We start from the raw sequence: 15,889 nt of genomic DNA, 5'->3' as shown, positions 1-15,889 counted from the left end.
CCCCGGACGCGGCTCCCCGTTCCACGCAGAAAGGCACTTTTCGTGCGCAACGCCCTGAAGTTCACCAGCATCCTCGCCACCGCCGGCATCGCCCTCTCGCTCGCCGCCTGCGGCAGCTCGGGCTCCTCCTCTTCCTCGGACGCGAACGCGCCGCTGAAGGTCGTGGCCAGCCCCACCCCGCACGGCCAGATCCTGAAGTACGTCAAGGACAACCTCGCGGAGAAGGCGGGCCTCAAGCTCGACATCAAGGAGGTCACCGACTACGTGACCCCCAACACGGCGGTGCAGGACGGTTCGGCCGACGCCAACTACTTCCAGCACGTCCCGTACCTGGAGGACTTCAACAAGAAGCACGGCACGAACATCGTGTCGGTCGAGCCCGTGCACCTGGAGCCGCTGGGCCTCTACTCCAAGAAAGTCAAGGCGATCGGCGACCTCGCGGACGGCGCCACCATCGGCCTGCCGAACGACGCCACCAACGAGGGCCGGGCGCTCAAGCTGCTCGCCGACAACAAGCTGATCACCCTCAAGGACGGCGTCACCACCACCGCCACCCCGGCGGACGTGACCGGCAACCCGAAGAACTTCAAGTGGAAGGAGCTGGAGGCCGCCCAGCTGCCCCGCTCCGTCGCCGACCTCGACGCCGCCGTCATCAACGGCAACTACGCGATCGACTCCGGCCTGAAGCCGGCCACCGACGCCCTGGTGCTGGAGAAGGCCGAGGGCAACCCGTACGCCAACATCCTCGCCGTCAAGAAGGGCAAGGAGAACGACCCGCGGGTCAAGAAGCTGGCCGAGCTGCTGCACTCCGACGAGGTCAAGAAGTACATCGACGACACCTTCCAGGGCTCGGTCATCCCGGCCTTCTGATCGTCGTACGGTCATACCTCGTAACGCCCGACCGGGCCCCCACCGCACCGCGACGGGGGCCCGGTCGGGCAGTATGCAGCAGGGACACTCCGACCGACCGCGTTCTGACGTACCGTCGTGCGGGCAGCGCACCGCGTGGCACCCGGGGCACGCCGGAGGCGTACGGTGTTGTGTTCACGACCCGGCGAGGAGAGACGGCATGGCAGCGAGCTTCCCCGAGACCGCCATCAGCACCGAACGGCTGCTGCTGCGACCCCTTGCGGAGGACGACGCCCCCGGCCTGGCCACGATGATGGCCGACGACCTCGTGCTCGCCTGGACGGACCTGCCGCACCCCTTCACCGAGGAGTACGCGGCCGAACTCGCCCGCACCCTCGCCCCCGCCCACCGGGCCGCCGGCCGCGGCATCGTCTTCGCCGTCACCGAGCACCTCACCCAGCGCCTGGTCGGCCTGGTCGAGCTGCGCAACACCGACTGGCGGCTGCGCAGCACCGAGATCTCCTACGTCACCGCCGTCTGGGCGCGCGGCGAGGGCTACGCCCCGGAGGCCGTCCTCGGCGTCGCCCAGTGGCTGTTCGAGGACCGCGGCTTCCTGCGCCTGGAACTGCGCACCGCCGCCGGGAACACCGCCGCCCAGCAGGTCGCCCAGAAGATCGGCGGCATCAGCGAGGGCGTGCTGCGCAGCGCCTGGATAGTCCGCGGGGAGTCCGGCGAGGTGCTTCAGGACAGCCGCAGCGACCTCATCCTGTGGAGCCTGCTCCCGGAGGACCTGGAGTCCCCCGAGCTGCACCGCGAGGGCTGGCACGGCGACCACCGCTACGTGCTGCGCGACTGAGATACGCCGCCTGTTCACCCGGCGCGGACATGTGTGCGAGATGTCGGGCTCCGGCCGACCGCACCCGGTAGCCTCTGGACCGGTGCCGCACGACGGCGGATCGAGTGGCGCACCGAGTCGAGGGAGAACGGCCGCAGATGGCTGACCGGATCACGGTCATCGGGTGGGACGGCACACCGCTGACCGAGGCCGCCGGCGCGGCCCTGGCCGCGGCGACCCTGGTCGCCGGCGCCCCCTACCAACTGAACGCCCTCCCGGTGCCGGAGGCCGCCGAACGGATCGCCCTCGGCAACGTCCGGCAGGCCGCCCGCAGGATCGCCGAGCACCGCGGCGCCGCCGTCGTGGTCGCCGAGGGCGACCCGGGGTTCTTCGGGGTGGTGCGCACCCTGCGCCGCCCCGAGTACGGCCTCGAACTGGAGGTGCTGCCCGCCGTCTCCTCGGTGGCCGCCGCCTTCGCCCGGGCCGGCATGCCCTGGGAGGACGCCCAGGTGGTCAGCGCGCACGGCGGACGGCTGCGCCGCGCGGCCAACATCTGCCGGGCCCACCCCAAGGTCGCGGTGCTCACCGCGCCGGGCGCCGGGCCCGCCGAACTCGCCCTGATGCTGCGCGGGGTGCACCGGACCTTCGTGGTCTGCGAGGCCCTCGGCACCCCCGACGAGGACGTCACCGTCCTCACCTCCGACCGGATCGCCGACCACGTGTGGCGCGACCCCAACGTGGTGCTGGTGATCGGCGGCGGCGCCCGGACGGGGGCGGTGGACGAGGCGGCCGGCTGGCTCGCCGGGCGCCCGGTCGGCTACCCCGGCGTGGAACGCGGCTGGGCGCTCCCCGGTGACGCCTACGCGGGCGCCGGGCGCACGGAAGGCGAGCCGGGCGCACCGGAGGCGCTCCCCGCCCACGTGCGCGCCCTGGTGCTGGCCCGGCTCGGCGCCCGCCCCGGGGACCTGGTCTGGTCGGTCGGCGCCGGCAGCGGCGCCCTCGCGGTGGAGGCGGCCCGGTTCGGCGCCGCCGTCGTCGCGGTCGAGGGCTCCCGCTCGGCCTGCGCCCGGCTGACCGTCAACGCCCGCCGCTACGGCGTCGAGGTGGAGGCGGTGTACGGGAGCGGCCCCGAGGTGCTGGGCGGCCTGCCGGAACCGGACGCGGCGGTGGTGGAGTCCGGCGGCCTCGACGTGGTGCGCGCGGTGCTGGCCCGCCGGCCCGAACGGTTCGTCGCGCTGCCCCGGACCCTCACCGAGGCCGAGGAGGTCCACCGGGCGATCGCCGGGGCCGGCTACCGGGCGGACGGCGCGCTGCTCCAGGCGAGCCCGTTGCGGCCGGTCGGGGAGGGCGACGGACTGGCGCTGGGAGCGGGCGGAACCGGCGCGCTGGTCCTCTGGGGTGAGCAGATCGTGTGAAGGCCGTGGGCCCGTCCGGGGCCCGCGCCGGGATCGTCCGGTGGCGCCGACGGTGATCCAGGTCGCATCCGGACACCGATTCGAGAGGTGACCGCGCGGTGCCGGTAGTGTGACGTCCTGGGCGACTGCAAGGGTAGGCGACCCACCCGATTCAGTCGGTTTGTCACCTTTTTGACGCGGTGCAATCCGGTTCCGCTCGAAGTGTGGGCAATTCGACGGGCCTCGTGCCGGACCTGGAGAATGCCGTAGGGTCCGGTGCGGTCGTGCCGGTTGCTCCGGGTTGTCGTTGTTTCAGACGATGCGCCGCCCCCTACGGGCGGTGCGCCGGACCGGGGTGCCGCAGCGCGCCGGATGGACTTGGGCCGCAGCGCCACGGCGCGGCGGCCGCGTGTGGTTAGGGGCGGGCCGGTGCTGGTTCGGCCCGTGCGGATGGGCGCTGCGATCGGTGATCGTGTCGCCGAGGGCGCGGCAGCGGCCTGGAAGGAGCTTTGACAATGACCGATGGCGGCCACGTTCCGGGCGAGGGAATGCCGGAGCACCTGCACGGCGGGCCGGACCCGCTCGGCGGACCGGAGGGCGTCGCGGGCGTTGCACCCCTCCAGGGCGTCGCGACGGACGGCGGGGCGATCCCCAACCCGGCGGCCCCGATCGGCGGTGTCCCCGGCGCGGTGCCCCCGGGCGCGGGCGGCATCCCGCCGCAGGGCCAGTACGGCTACGGCGTTCCCGGCGTGCCGCAGCCCGGCCAGCCCGGCGAGGGCTGGGGCGTCGACCAGGGCGCCCCGCGCCCGGCCTTCCACTTCCTCGACCAGCCCGACACGCCGGACGGCCTGGACGACGAGGACGACGTGCTGCTGATGCCCGGTCCGCAGGGCTCCTGGGGCGAGCCGCTCGCGGCCGTCCCGGCCGAGCAGGTGCCGCTCGCGCCGCAGCACGACGGCACGCCGGTCGAGCCGTCCTGGCCGCCGGTGGACCCGCCGGTGCTCGGCGCCGAGCACGGCGTCCAGCAGCACCCCGTCCAGCAGGCGCAGCAGCCGATGACGCAGGCTCAGCAGCCGCGCCGGCCGCTGCACGCCGGTCCGCCGATCCCGGACCCGTCGCTGATGACCGGCCAGGTGCCGGTCCGCTCGCTGGCCGACCGCGGCCCCTCGCAGGGCGGCACGCCGGCGCACGGCATCCCGGTGGTCGGCCGCCCGCCGATGGCCGAGGCCGCGGCTCCGGCTCCGGCCGTCGCGCCGCAGGCCGTCCCGGTCGCTCCGGCGGCCCCGGTCGTGGAGGGGCAGCAGCTGCCGCAGGCGCAGGACTTCCCGCAGGCCCAGCAGGTCCAGCAGGCTCCGCAGGCCCACGGGGCCCAGCAGGTGCCGCTGGGCGTGCCGCCGGTCGAGACCGTGCTGGCCGTCGAGACGGTCGGGGCGATCGAGGTGATCGAGGTCGTCGAGACGCCGGAGGCCGCCCAGGTCGTCCCGGCGCAGCCCGTGCAGGACGTGACGGTTCCCCAGGCCCCTCAGGCCCCTCAGGCCGGCGAGGCCGTGGAGACCGCCGTCGCGGCCGCGCCGCAGGCCCCCGTGGCCGAGCCGGCTCCGGCCGAGGCCGCCCAGCCGGTGGCCGAGGCGGCCGACGCACCCGTCGCCGAGCCCGTGGCCGCCGAGACCGCCGTCGCCCCCGCCGCTCCTGAGGCCGTCGCCGTCGAGGGCGCTGCCGCCGACGGCGCCGCCGTGCCCGCCGAACAGGCCGAGGCCGCGGCCCCGGCCGGTCAGCCGCGCCGGATCTCCGCCTTCCTCGCCGCACCCACCCCGCACGGCCTGCCCAAGGTCGGGGCGGCCGGGCAGGCTCCGGTCGTCGAGGAGACGGCCGCGCAGCAGCCCGCGCCCATAGCGGCCGCCGACGCGCCGCAGGCCGTCGAGGCCGTCGAGGCTGCTCACGTCGCCGAGGCCGTGGCGGGCGCCGAGTCCGCCCCGGTTGCCGAAGCCGCTGAGGTCGCCGAGGCCGCGCAGCAGGCTGAGGTCCCGGCCGAGGCCGTGTTGGAGGCCGTCGCCGAGCCGGTGGCGGAGACCGCCGCGGGCACCGGTGAGATGCCCTCCGGCCAGGCCGTCACCGAGCCCGCGGCCGAGGGCGAGCAGCCCCAGCAGCAGGCCGAGGTCCCGGCCGAGGCCGTCGCGGAGCAGCCCGTGGAGGCGCCGGCGGAGGCCGACGCCGCCGCAGCTGTCGAGCCGGCCGCCGAGGCTCCGGTCGAGGCCGCCCCCGAGGCGGAGGCGGCGCAGCCCGCCGAAGCCGTCGAGGAGCCCGCCGCCGAGGCGGAGCCGGTCCAGGAGCAGGCCGCCGAGGCCGTCGCCGAGCAGCCCGTCGCCGCCGCTCCGGAGGCCGAGGCCCCCGCGGAGCCGGCCGCCGAGCAGGCGCAGGCCCCGGCCGAGCCCGAGGCCGCCGCTGAGCAGCCCGTCGCCGTGGAGGAGCCCGCCGCCGAGGCCGAGCCCATCCAGGAGCAGGCCGCCGAGGCCCCCGCCGAAGCCGCCGAGCAGCCCCAGGCCGAGCAGCCCGCGGCCGGGACCGTCGAGTCCGGCGAGGTCGCCGAGGTCGCCGAAGCCGGCGAGGCCACGGAGCCCGCCGAAGCCGCCGAGGCCACCGAGGAGCAGCCCGTGGCCGAGGAGCAGCCCGCCGCCGAGGAGCCGCAGGAGCAGCCGGAGCCGCAGCCCGAGGAGCCCGCCGAGCCGCGCGGCCCGGCCGCCCCCGGCTACGACGAGGCCGGCCGCGAGGCCGTCCACCAGGTGATCCGCGAGCGCCGCGACGTGCGCAACGGCTTCCGCCCGGACCCGATCCCGCACGAGGTGCTGATCCGCGTCCTGGAGGCCGCCCACACCGCGCCCAGCGTCGGCTACTCGCAGCCCTGGGACTTCGTGGTGATCCGCTCGGCGAAGACCCGCAGGCGGATGCACGCCCTGGCCGAGCGCCAGCGCGAGGCGTTCGCGGACTCGCTGCCCAAGGGCCGGGCCAAGCAGTTCAAGGAAATCAAGATCGAGGCCATCCTCGACACCCCGGTCAACATCGTGGTGACCGCCGACCGCACCCGCGGCGGCCGGCACACCCTGGGCCGGCACACCCAGCCGCAGATGGCCCCGTACTCGGCCGCCCTGGCCGTCGAGAACCTCTGGCTGGCCGCCCGCGCCGAGGGCCTGGGCGTCGGCTGGGTGAGCTTCTTCGACGACGAGGAGCTGGTCCGCGAGCTCGGCCTGCCCGAGCACCTGGAGGTCGTCGCCTACCTGTGCGTCGGCTTCGTCGACGAGTTCCCGGACGAGCCCGAGCTGGAGCAGCAGGGCTGGGCCAAGAAGCGCCCGCTGTCCTGGGTCGTCCACGAGGAGCAGTACGGCAACCGCGCGCTGCCCGGCGAGGAGCCGCAGAGCCTGCTCGCCGACACCCTGCGCGGCATCCGCCCGCTGGACGCCAAGGCGCTCGGCGAGGCCTGGGACCGGCAGAAGCGGATGACCAAGCCGGCCGGCTCGCTCGGCATGCTGGAGATCATCTCCGCCCAGCTGTGCGGCCTGTCCCGCAAGTGCCCGCCGCCGCTCCCGGAGCCCGCCTGCGTGGCGATCTTCGCCGGCGACCACGGCGTGCACGCCCAGGGCGTCAGCCCCTGGCCGCAGGAGGTGACCGCCCAGATGGTCGGAAACTTCCTGGCCGGCGGAGCGGTGATCAACTCCTTCGCCAAGCAGATCGGCACCGAGGTCTGCGTCGTCGACGTCGGCGTCGCCGCCGAACTGCCGGACGCCGTCCAGCAGGGCCGCGCCACCGGCCTGCTGCCGCGCAAGGTCCGCCCCGGCACCGCCGACATGACCCAGGGCCCGGCGATGACCCGCGAGGAGGCCCTCAAGGCCATCGAGGTCGGCATCGAGACCGCCCGCGACCTGGTCGCGGCGGGCAACAAGGCACTGGTCACCGGCGACATGGGGATCGCCAACACCACCGCCTCGGCCGCCCTGATCTCGGTGTTCACCGGCCTCGACCCGGCCGAGGTCACCGGCCGCGGCACCGGCATCGACGACGAGACCCACGCCCGCAAGGTCGAGGTCATCCGCGCCGCGCTGGCCCTGCACCAGCCCGACCCGAGCGACCCGATCGGCGTCCTCGCCGCCGTCGGCGGCCTGGAGCACGCCGCCCTGGCCGGCTTCCTGCTGGGCGCCGCCTCGCTGCGCACCCCGGTGATCCTGGACGGCGTCATCGCCGGTTCCGCCGCGCTGGCCGCCAAGGCCATCGCCCCCGAGGTGCTGGCCGCCTGCATCGCCGGCCACCGCTCCGCCGAGCCCGGCCACCAGGCCGCGCTGGCGAAGCTCGGCCTGCGCCCGCTGATCGACCTGGACCTGCGGCTGGGCGAGGGCACCGGTGCCCTGCTGGCCCTGCCGCTGGTGCAGAGCGCGGCCCGGGCGATGCACGATGTAGCGACCTTCGACTCCGCCGGGGTCACCGAGAAGGCCTGACGCACCCCGTCACCGCTCCGCGGTCCGGCCCGAGGGCGCGCCGGACCGCGGAGCGGTGACGTGCCGTACCGTCCCCACACCCTCATCCCCGATCAGGAGCACCGCCGATGACCGCGCCCACCCCGCACCCGAGCACCGAGGGCCGTACCCCCTACCCGGTGGGCCTGCTGCTGGCCGGCCGCCGCGTCGTCGTGGTCGGCGGCGGCCAGGTCGCCCAGCGGCGGCTGCCCGCCCTGATCGCCTCCGGCGCCGACCTGCACCTGGTGGCGCCCGCCACCACCCCGGCCGTCCAGGCCATGGCCGACGCCGGCGAGTTCACCTGGCACGCCCGCCCGTACCGGGACGGCGACCTCGCCGACACCTGGTACGCCCTGGTGGCCACCGACGACCCGGCCGTCAACGCGGCGGTCAGCGCGGAGGCCGAGCGCGAGCGGGTGTTCTGCTCCCGCAGCGACGACGCCGCCGCGGCCACCGCCTGGACCCCGGCCAGCGGCCGCGACGCGGGCGCCACCGTGGCCGTCCTCACCGGCGACCCGCGCCACTCCGCCGCCCTGCGCGACGCCATCGTGGACGGCCTGCGGGACGGCTCGCTGGCCGCCCGTCAGTACCGCTCGCACGGGGCCGGCGTGGCCCTGGTCGGCGGCGGCCCCGGCGACCCGGACCTGATCACCGTGCGCGGCCGCCGGCTGCTCGCCGACGCCGACGTGGTCGTCACCGACCGCCTCGCCCCGCGCGAGCTGCTCGCCGAACTGCCCGAGCACGTCGAGGTGATCGACGCCTCCAAGATCCCGTACGGCCGGTTCATGGCCCAGGAGGCGATCAACCGCACCCTGGTCGAGCACGCCAAGGCCGGCAAGTTCGTGGTCCGGCTCAAGGGCGGCGACCCGTACGTCTTCGGCCGCGGCGGCGAGGAGCTGCTGGCCTGCGCGGAGGCCGGGCTGCCGGTCACCGTGGTGCCCGGGATCTCCAGCTCGATCAGCGTCCCCGCCGCGGCCGGCGTGCCCGTCACCCACCGCGGCATGACCCACGAGTTCACCGTCATCTCCGGCCACGTCGGCCCGGACGACGAGCGCTCGCTCACCAACTGGGAGGCCGCCGCGCGGATGAGCGGCACCCTGGTGCTGCTGATGGCCGTGGACAAGATCGGCGCGATCGCCGCCCGGCTGGTCGAGTACGGCCGGCCGGCGGACACCCCCGTCGCCATCGTCCAGGAGGGCACCACCGCCGCCCAGCGCCGGGTGGACGCCACCCTCGGAACCGTCGCCGCGGTGGTCGAGGCCGAGGGGGTCAAGCCCCCGGCGGTCATCGTCATCGGCGACGTCGTCAACGTGCTGGCGGCCGCCTTCCAGCGGTAGGCCCGCGGGGGAGTGGGAAGTCGGCCTGGCCGACTTCCTACTCCAGCGGCTGCTCCGTCCAGATGACCTTCCCGGTCGCCGTGTAACGCGTCCCCCAGCGGTCCGCGAACTGCGCGACCAGGAACAGCCCGCGCCCGCCCTCGTCCTCGGTCGCCGCGTACCGCAGGTGCGGCGAGGTGCTGCTGCCGTCCGACACCTCACAGATCAGCGAACGGTCCCGCAGCAGCCGCACCCGGATCGGCCCGGAGCCGTACCGGATCGCGTTGGTCACCAGCTCGCTCAGGATCAGCTCGGTGACGAACGCCGCCTCCGCCAGCCCCCAGGCCGTCAGCCGCTCCGCCACCGCGGCCCGGACCTCGCGCACCGCCGCCGGGTCGGAGGGCACCTCCCACTGCGCCACCTGCTCCGGCGCCAGCACCCTGGTCCGCGCCACCAGCAGCGCGATGTCGTCCTGCGGGTGCTCCGGCAGCATCGCCCCGAGCACGTCCGCGCAGGTCTGCTCGGGCGTGCGCGGCGGCCCGGCCAGCGCCGCCCGCAGCAGCTCCAGCCCCTCGTCGATGTCCCGCTGCCGGTCCTCCACCAGCCCGTCCGTGTACAGCACCAGCCGGCTGCCCTCGGCCAGCTCCAGCTCGGCGTTCTCGAACGGCAGCACCCCCAGCCCCAGCGGCGGCCCGGTCGGCAGCTCCGGGAACACCACCCGGCCCTGCGGGTCCACCACCGCCGGCGGCGGGTGCCCGGCGGTGGCCAGGGTGCAGCGCCGCGACACCGGGTCGTAGATCGCGTACAGGCAGGTCGCCCCAGCCACCCCGGCGCGCTCGCCGCCCGCCGCCTCGTCCTGGTCGATCCGGCTCACCAGCTCGTCCAGGTGCCCCAGCAGCTCGTCCGGCGGCAGGTCCAGGGTCGAGAAGTTGTGGATCGCCGTCCGCAGCCGGCCCATCGTCGCCGCCGCGTGCAGCCCCTGCCCCACCACGTCCCCGACCACCAGCGCCACCCGCGCGCCCGGCAGCGGGATCACGTCGAACCAGTCCCCGCCCACCCCGGCCTGGGCCGGCAGGTAACGGTGCGCCACGTCCAGCGCCGTCTGCTCCGGCAGCTTGCGCGGCAGCAGGCTGTGCTGGAGCGTCACCGCCATCGCGTGCTCCCGGGTGTAGCGGCGGGCGTTGTCGATGCACACCGCCGCGTGCGCCACCAGCTCCTCGGCCAGCGCCAGGTCCTCCGCCTCGAACGGCTCCGCCCGCTGCGCCCGCCAGAACCGGGCCACCCCCAGCAGCACCCCGCGCGCCCGCAGCGGCACCCGCACCAGCGAGTGCACCCCGTACGCCAGGACCCGCGCCGACCGCTCCGGGTCCTGCTCCCGCCACCGGCCGGCCTCCGCCAGCCGCGGCTCGATGGCCGGCTCCCCGCTGTGCAGCGCCCCGGCCAGCGGGGTCTCGGGCACCACGTCCAGCACCGTGCCGACCGGGTAGAACGGCGCGTCGTCCCGTACCCCCGTCACCGCCGTACGGCGCATCCGCCCCAGCGAAGGGCCCGGCGGCGGCTCCTCACCGGTCAGCACCTGGTCCGCCAGGTCCACCGTGACGAAGTCCGCGAACCGCGGCACCGTGACCTGCGCCAGCTCCTCCGCCGTCCGCGTCACGTCCAGCGTGCTGCCCACCGTCACCCCGGCGTCGTACAGCAGCCGCAGCCGCCGCTGCGCGCGCTCCGCCCGGCCGGACAGCGCCGCCAGCTCAGTGGAGTCGCGCAGCGTGGCGACCCGGCCGGGCGGGCCGCCCGGCTGGTCGATCAGCCGGACGTTCACCGCCAGCAGCCGCTCCCCGGACAGCACCACCTCGTCGGTCACCGGGCGCTCGGCGGTCAGCAGGTCCAGCGGCCGCTGCTCCAGGCCCAGCCCGGCCACCGGGCGGCCCTCGGCGTCCGGCGGCAGGTCCAGCAGCCGGCGCGCCTCGTCGTTGCAGAGCAGCAGCCGGCCGTCCCCGCCCAGGATCATCACGCCCTCGCGCACCGCGTGCAGCACCGCCGCGTGGTGCTCGTACATCCTGGTCATCTCGACCGGGCCCAGCCCGTGCGTCTGGCGCCGCAGCCTGCGGCTGACCAGCGCCGTCCCGAGCGTGGCCAGCCCCACCGCGGCCGCCGCCGCGCCCAGCACCACCGGCAGCTGGCGCTCGCTGGCGCTGCTGACGCTCTTCAGCGTCACGCCCGCCGAGACCAGCCCGACCACCGAACCGTCCGGCGCGTACACGGGGACCACCGCCTGCACCAGCGAGCCGAGCGTGCCCGAGACGCGCTGGGTCACCACCTGCCCGTGCAGCGCGGGCTCGTAGGTGCCGACGAACTTCCGGCCGATCAGCGCCGGGTTCGGGTGGGTGTAGCGGATGCCCTGGTTGTTCAGCACGACGATGAAGTCCACGCCCGCGGCGACCCGCGCGGACTGCGCCCTCGGCTGCAGGACGGCCGTCGGGTCGGGGGAGCGCAGCGCGTCGACGATGCCCGGCGAACTGGCGAAGGTCTGCGCCACCGCCACCGAACGGTTGCGTGCCTCGTGCTCGGCGTCGTTGCGCGACTGCACCACCAGCGCCACCGCGGCCGCCACCACCAGCAGCAGCACGACCAGGATCTGGAGCGCGAACACCTGCCCCGCCACCGACCGGTGCCACACGGGCCACCGCGGCTTCGCGTGCGGCAGCTGCGGCCGACCGTGTGGGCGCCCACCGGGGGAGCCGGCGGAGCCAGTGGCGCCAGAGGCCGACGGAGCCCAGGATCGGCCCGGATTTCGGGCCATACGGTCATATTTGCACTACGGCCAGCCGGGGACCACCCGCCCCCTCCGCCGTTTGGCCTTCCCCGCCCGGGCTTGGCAAGATCACAGGGTGTCCGAACCCCGCACCATCACCGACCCGGCCGACCCCCGCCTCGCCGACTACACCGGCCTCACCGACGTCGAGCTGCGCCGCCGCCGCGAACCCGCCGAGGGCCTCTTCATCGCCGAGGGGGAGAAGGTCATCCGCCGCGCCCTCGCCGCCGGCTACCGGATGCGGTCGATGCTGCTCACCTCCAAGTGGCTGGAGGTGATGGGCGACGTCATCGCCGAGGCCGCCGCCCCCGTCCACGTGGTCGAGCCCGCCCTCGCCGAAGCCGTCACCGGCTACCACGTGCACCGCGGCGCCCTCGCCTCGATGGAGCGCAAGCCCCTTCCGGACGCCGCCGAGGTGCTCGCCGGCGCCCGCCGGGTCGCCGTCCTGGAAGGCCTGGTCGACCACACCAACCTCGGCGCCATCTTCCGCAGCGCCGCCGCCCTCGGCATGGACGCCGTCCTGCTGTCCCCCGACTGCGCCGACCCGCTCTACCGGCGCGCCGTCAAGGTCTCCATGGGCGCGGTCTTCGCCGTCCCGTACGCCCGCCTCGACCCCTGGCCCGCCGCCCTCGACACCGTCCGCGAGGCCGGCTTCACCCTGCTCGCCCTCACCCCCGCCGACACCGCCGTCGACCTCCACACCCTCGCCCCGCACAGCCTCCCCAAGGCCGCCCTCATGCTCGGCGCCGAGGGCGACGGCCTCACCCCCCGCGCCATCGCCGCCGCCCACCACCCCGTCCGCATCCCGATGGCCCACGGCATCGACTCCCTCAACGTCGGCGCCGCCGCCGCCGTCGCCTTCTACGCCGTCACCACCCCCTGACCCCCTCACCGGCGCGCGAGAAGTCGCCCCACCCGACTTCCCGCGCGCTGCCCGACTCCTGACACCGCAGCCACGGCCCCACCCCCGGGAAGCTGGCCATCCCCGCACCGAAAGTCGGCCCGCCCGACTTCCCACGCGCGCCACCCCTCACTGAAGCCCCCGATCGGCCTGCCGACCCGCTGGGCTCCCTGAAACCGCCCTGCACCGAAAGTCGGCCTGCCCGACTTCTCACGCGTACTGGCTTCGCTGAGGCCGCTATCCCGCCTGCCGGCCCGCAGCGCCCTTCCGGGACCGCCCTGCACCGGAAGTCGGCCAGCCCGACTTCTCGCGCCATGCCCCGCCCGCGCGTGCCTCCGCAGCGGCCGCCGCACAACCGGGAGCCGGCCCGGAGGCTTCAGCCGGTGGGGGAGGTGGGTGGGGCCGGGGCGGCGGCGGGGGGCGGGGTGGTGGCGGCGCCGGTCCAGGATTCGTCGAGGGTGCCGTCGGGGCGGACGGCGTAGCGGGTGGAGGTGACGGTGCCGGTGGCGGCCGCGCGTTCCTCGCGGACGACCGTGCTGCCGTCCAGTCGCCAGCTGGCCGTCGCCTGCGGGTCCGCCACCGAGGTGCGGGAGGTGGTGGCGGCCGGGGCGTCCCCGGTGAAGGTGTAGAGCTGGACGAGGTCGACCGGGGCCGAGCCCTCCACCCGTCGCAGGACGACCACCGCGGCCGGCAGGCCCTTGTACCGGGCCGGCAGCACCGCGCTCAGCGCGACCTGGGGCCCGGCGCCGACCGAGTGCCCGTTCTGCAGGGCGATGGCCGGCCCGCCGGCCCCGTCGGGGTAGCTGCGGTTGGGCCAGTCCACGGCCGGCACCGGCGCCTGGGGGGCCGTCAGCCCGCCGTCCGTACCGCCGCGTGCCGCTGCCGGGAGGGGGGTGGTCGAGGCCTGCGGCGCGACGTCCGCCGATGTCCCGGGCACGGCCTGCTCGCCGCCGGAGCCGGCGTTGGTCACCACCGCGGCCGGTGGCCGCACGCTCCGGTTGTCCCGGTTCTCGCACCCCTGGGCCGCCGCGATGGCCAGCGCCACCCCGATGGTCACGGTGACGAAGACGACCAGCCGCTGCCGGAGCAGCCGTTGCCGCGCGGCGCCGGGCCGCCCGCCGGGGGCGGGGGTGTGCTGGCGGTCCCGGGGACGCACCCGGTCGCGGGGGTCACGGGCGTCGCGGGGCCCGGGCCGGGCCGGGGGCGGGGTCTGCGGTCGGTCCGGGCGTGCCCGCAGCGGCCGGGTGACCGGTGTCGGCTCGGGCCGGGGGAGTGGGGCGCCCGGTCCCTGGGGGCGCCGTCCGGCGGCCCCGGCGGCCTGCGCGCCGGGGCGGCCCGCCGCCGCTCGGGCCCGGGCCGCGGCGGGTGGTTCGGGCGAGCGCCCGGGGGCGGGCACGCCCGGCCGGCCGTTCTCCTGCGGGGCCTGGGCCGGGGCGGGGACCGGCGCGGGGCCGCCCCGTCCGGCTCGCGCCGCGCGGGTGGTGCCGGAGGCTCCGGCCGCGGTCCCGCGCGCGGCCAGTTCGCTGAGCCGCTCGTGCAGCGCTGCGGCCCCGGGCCGTTCGGCGGGTTCCTTGGCCAGGCAGGCCCGGATCAGCGGCGCCAGTTGCGGCGGTACGGCGGCGAGGTCGGGCTCCTCGTGGACGACCCGGTACAGCATCACTTCGGAGGAGGCCCCGGAGCCGAACGGGGTGTCCCCGGTGAGCGCGTAGGCGAGGGTGGCCCCGAAGGCGAAGACGTCGGTGGCGGGGGTGACGGCGGCCCCGCGCACCTGCTCGGGCGCGAGGAAGCCGGGGGAGCCGACGGCGGTGCCGACGTGGGTGAGCGTGCTGGCGCCGCGCGACCACGCGATGCCGAAGTCGATGATGCGCGGGCCCCGGGGCGAGAGCAGGATGTTGGAGGGCTTGAGGTCCCGGTGGACCACTCCGGCCTCGTGCACCTTGACCAGTCCGTCGGCCAGCGCGGCCCCGATCCGGGCCGCCTCGGGCCAGTTCAGCGGTCCTTCGTCGCCGACCCGCTTGTACAGCGAGGGCCCGGGGACGTACGCGGTGGCGAGCCAGGGCCGTTCGGTCTCGATGTCCGAGCCGACCACGCGCGCGGTGCAGCCGCCCCGGATCCGGGAGGCGGCGGCGATCTCGCGGGCGAAGCGGGTGCGGAACTCCTGGTCCTCGGCGAGTTCGGCGCGGATCAGCTTGAGGGCGACGCGCTGCCCGCGGCGGTCGGAGCCGAGGTAGACCACGCCCATGCCGCCGGCGCCCAGTCGCCGGTGCAGGCGGTACGGCCCGACGATGCGGGGGTCCTCACGCCTCAGCCGCATCATCGCCATGTTTCGTTCCCCGTCAGCCGGTGGGTGAGGCCCCGTCGGTTGGGCCATCGTCAGTTTCTGTCTGGCACAGCTTACGGACTGCCCGCTGCGGTGTGCTGATACGCAACACCCGTAGCCACCGTGCGATTGTCGGATCTTGCGCTGACCTGCAGGTCACAGGGCCGTCGGAGGGCCTCTCGGGGTTGCCCCTCAGGGTTCCCCCGGGGGTCGGATGAGCCCGCTGTCCCCCTGCGGTAGTAGGCCTCAAGTCCGATCGTCATCCTCCGGGACGTCCGAGGAACAGTACGACGGCATGACGCCCGGAGGGGCCCCCGACCAATAGCGTTGTGCTCAGCGGTGGACGGGGAGCTCGTCCCCCGAGGTAAGCCGTCCACCGCGCCAACTCGACCGGATCAGGAGCCAGGACATGCCACCGCAGCTCACGGGAACCCCCCGCCGCCGTCGGCAGGCCTCCCTCCGGACGGGGTCCGCCGAGCAGCCCACGCGGCACCCCGCCGTGGCGTTGGCCATGGCCCTGCCGTGCGCCGTGCTGTTGGTGCTGCTCTTCGGAGGGTGGGAGCAGATGGCGAACCAGGCCCAGGCCGTCGCCGATCTGATCGCCCGCTGAGCAGGGGAAGAAGAAGGACACCGGCCGCGAGGCCGGTCGAAGACGGGCACCGAACCCCTGGGGACGGGGAGCGGTGCCGCCGGGGAGGCCGCGGCCGCGATGACACGCGGACGGGCGTGGGCGGTGCGCAGAGCGCCCCGGCAGGCGGAGACGCCGCGTACGGACGTCGGTGAGGGCGTCCGTACGCGGCTCTTCTCTTTTCCCGGCGCTTCCCCGCCGGAGGCCCGGCGCCCGGAACCACCCGAACGGGACGACAAAAGGCCGGGGCCGCGATCCTTACGGATCGCGGCCCCGGCCGTTACTGTGCGCGATACTGGGATTGAACCAGTGACCCCTACCGTGTCAAGGTA

The 15,889-nt window shown here is 75.7% G+C and carries 8 protein-coding genes and 1 pseudogene; 7 read left to right on the top strand and 2 right to left on the bottom strand.

Features of this window, described 5'->3' with window-relative positions; genetic code table 11:
• Positions 1-42 precede the first annotated feature (42 nt).
• The 5 genes from ACFVXH_RS40485 (at position 43) to cobA (ending at position 8,917) form a co-directional block, all read left to right on the top strand.
• Complete coding sequence (locus ACFVXH_RS40485) at positions 43-870, top strand: MetQ/NlpA family ABC transporter substrate-binding protein (RefSeq protein ID WP_049652063.1); 828 nt, start codon at positions 43-45, stop codon at positions 868-870.
• A 199-nt stretch (positions 871-1,069) separates the two neighbouring features.
• Positions 1,070-1,705 carry a GNAT family N-acetyltransferase gene (locus ACFVXH_RS40480; RefSeq protein WP_049652062.1) on the top strand — a complete coding sequence of 212 codons (636 nt, stop codon included), beginning with the start codon at positions 1,070-1,072 and terminating at the stop codon, positions 1,703-1,705.
• A gap of 137 nt (positions 1,706-1,842) precedes the next feature.
• Positions 1,843-3,099, top strand: a complete 1,257-nt coding sequence (gene cbiE / locus ACFVXH_RS40475) for a precorrin-6y C5,15-methyltransferase (decarboxylating) subunit CbiE (protein ID WP_107418731.1) — start codon at positions 1,843-1,845, stop codon at positions 3,097-3,099.
• A 494-nt stretch (positions 3,100-3,593) separates the two neighbouring features.
• The gene (cobT, locus tag ACFVXH_RS40470) at positions 3,594-7,562 is read left to right on the top strand and encodes a nicotinate-nucleotide--dimethylbenzimidazole phosphoribosyltransferase (RefSeq protein WP_387831174.1); all 3,969 of its coding nucleotides are present in this window, start codon (positions 3,594-3,596) and stop codon (positions 7,560-7,562) included.
• Between the two features lie 107 nt (positions 7,563-7,669).
• Positions 7,670-8,917 (top strand): uroporphyrinogen-III C-methyltransferase, encoded by a 1,248-nt coding sequence (cobA, locus tag ACFVXH_RS40465; RefSeq protein ID WP_387831173.1) that lies wholly within the window; start codon positions 7,670-7,672, stop codon positions 8,915-8,917.
• A gap of 37 nt (positions 8,918-8,954) precedes the next feature.
• Here cobA and ACFVXH_RS40460 read toward each other — a convergent pair whose 3' ends face one another.
• Positions 8,955-11,696 carry a SpoIIE family protein phosphatase gene (locus ACFVXH_RS40460; protein WP_375877203.1) on the bottom strand — a complete coding sequence of 914 codons (2,742 nt, stop codon included), beginning with the start codon at positions 11,694-11,696 and terminating at the stop codon, positions 8,955-8,957.
• 88 nt (positions 11,697-11,784) lie between these two features.
• Here ACFVXH_RS40460 and ACFVXH_RS40455 point away from each other — a divergent pair, with 88 nt between their 5' ends.
• Positions 11,785-12,591: a TrmH family RNA methyltransferase gene (locus ACFVXH_RS40455; RefSeq protein ID WP_387831172.1), complete on the top strand. Its 807-nt coding sequence runs from the start codon at positions 11,785-11,787 to the stop codon at positions 12,589-12,591.
• 1,027 nt (positions 12,592-13,618) lie between these two features.
• On the opposite strand, the pseudogene ACFVXH_RS40450 reads toward ACFVXH_RS40455, so the two are convergent.
• Positions 13,619-14,932 (bottom strand): annotated as a pseudogene (locus ACFVXH_RS40450) (serine/threonine-protein kinase); the annotation flags it as partial.
• A gap of 406 nt (positions 14,933-15,338) precedes the next feature.
• Here ACFVXH_RS40450 and ACFVXH_RS40445 point away from each other — a divergent pair.
• Positions 15,339-15,539 (top strand): hypothetical protein, encoded by a 201-nt coding sequence (locus ACFVXH_RS40445; RefSeq protein WP_049656200.1) that lies wholly within the window; start codon positions 15,339-15,341, stop codon positions 15,537-15,539.
• Positions 15,540-15,889: the final 350 nt, after the last annotated feature.

Origin of the sequence: Kitasatospora sp. NPDC058184 (genome assembly GCF_042883725.1) — a bacterium.
GTDB lineage: Bacteria > Actinomycetota > Actinomycetes > Streptomycetales > Streptomycetaceae > Kitasatospora.
Note: the sequence above shows the minus strand (reverse complement) of the source record. Positions and strands in the feature narration are given on the sequence as shown.

Coding starts and splice junctions, on each gene's coding strand:
- cobT (WP_387831174.1), top strand. CDS start 3,594: ATGACCGATGGCGGCCACGTTCCGGGCGAGGGAATGCCGGAGCACCTG.
- ACFVXH_RS40480 (WP_049652062.1), top strand. CDS start 1,070: ATGGCAGCGAGCTTCCCCGAGACCGCCATCAGCACCGAACGGCTGCTG.
- cobA (WP_387831173.1), top strand. CDS start 7,670: ATGACCGCGCCCACCCCGCACCCGAGCACCGAGGGCCGTACCCCCTAC.
- cbiE (WP_107418731.1), top strand. CDS start 1,843: ATGGCTGACCGGATCACGGTCATCGGGTGGGACGGCACACCGCTGACC.
- ACFVXH_RS40460 (WP_375877203.1), bottom strand. CDS start 11,696: ATGGCCCGAAATCCGGGCCGATCCTGGGCTCCGTCGGCCTCTGGCGCC.
- ACFVXH_RS40445 (WP_049656200.1), top strand. CDS start 15,339: ATGCCACCGCAGCTCACGGGAACCCCCCGCCGCCGTCGGCAGGCCTCC.